This window comes from Intrasporangium chromatireducens Q5-1 (assembly GCF_000576575.1).
Classification (GTDB): Bacteria; Actinomycetota; Actinomycetes; order Actinomycetales; family Dermatophilaceae; genus Intrasporangium_A; species Intrasporangium_A chromatireducens.
Genome location: NZ_AWQS01000530.1, coordinates 1 through 914, shown reverse-complemented (window position 1 = coordinate 914; position 914 = coordinate 1). Strand labels below are relative to the sequence as shown.

The following is a 914-nucleotide window of genomic DNA, read 5'->3' as shown; positions in this document are numbered from 1 at the left end:
GGTCACGGTGTTGCCGTCGTAGTAGTCCATCGTCAGCCCCGGCCGGCCGAACTCGGGGGGCGCGCACGTGTCCTTGCTCGTGTGCTCGACGAAGAGGTTCATCAGGCCACCGTTGTAGGCCTTCTGCTCGTTGGTGTACGTGTGGTCCTGGTCGCAGGTGACTGCCTGGGCCGGGGTGAGCCGGCGGGGCTGGACCGCGTTCGGGTTGTTCGGCGCCAGCAGCTGGTCGTGCGCGAGCGTGGCGATCTTCCTCGGCGTGTTCGGCGCCGGCGTGAACCGGGGCGCCCGGGTCGGGCCGCCCTGGAGGGTCTCGCCCGGGATGTTCGCGGCCCTGGGGTAGGTGGCGAAGTAGTGGTCGAAGGACACGTTCTCGCCGAAGATGACGACGACGTGCTTGATCGGTGTCGTGGTCGCCGTGGCACCCGGGCGATGCCGGTGGTGGTCCGGGCCGGCCACGGCCGCCGTGGTCGCGGCGGTGACCGCGGTCAGGGCGAGCGCGGCCGCGCCGGTGCCCGCGAAGGCGAGTCGGACGGATCGTTTCATGACGGTCTCCTCTGGTGGTCCGAGTGCGCCAGGTGCTGCCGCGACGGCCCTCAGCCGTCGTCGATGCGGTGCAGACGCGGGGCGACCGTATGCCGGGCATCGGGGCGCCCGGAAGGGGCGGCGAGGCTCTTGGCAGAGAATTTGCCGAACCGCTGCCAGCGCTTTGACAAGCTCCCAGCCTGGCCGAAGGTTGCGCTCATCCTCGTCCCAGACGAGCGGGCCCCGCGCTGCGCGGATCGCGGGGGTCCGGCAGGCTGGAGCCATGAACGGCGTCATCGGCGTCCTCGGCCGGAGCGGACATGCCCGCCGCACCACCGCGGTGTGGGCGAGCGTGGCCGTGGCGGTCGGGCTGGCCGCGGGGTGCGGCGGGT

At 72.1% G+C, this 914-nt stretch carries 1 protein-coding gene; it reads right to left on the bottom strand.

What is annotated here, in order from left to right:
• Positions 1 to 543: alkaline phosphatase family protein (locus N864_RS22720; protein ID WP_034722944.1), on the bottom strand; the 543-nt coding region annotated here is incomplete at its 3' end.
• Positions 544 to 914: the final 371 nt, after the last annotated feature.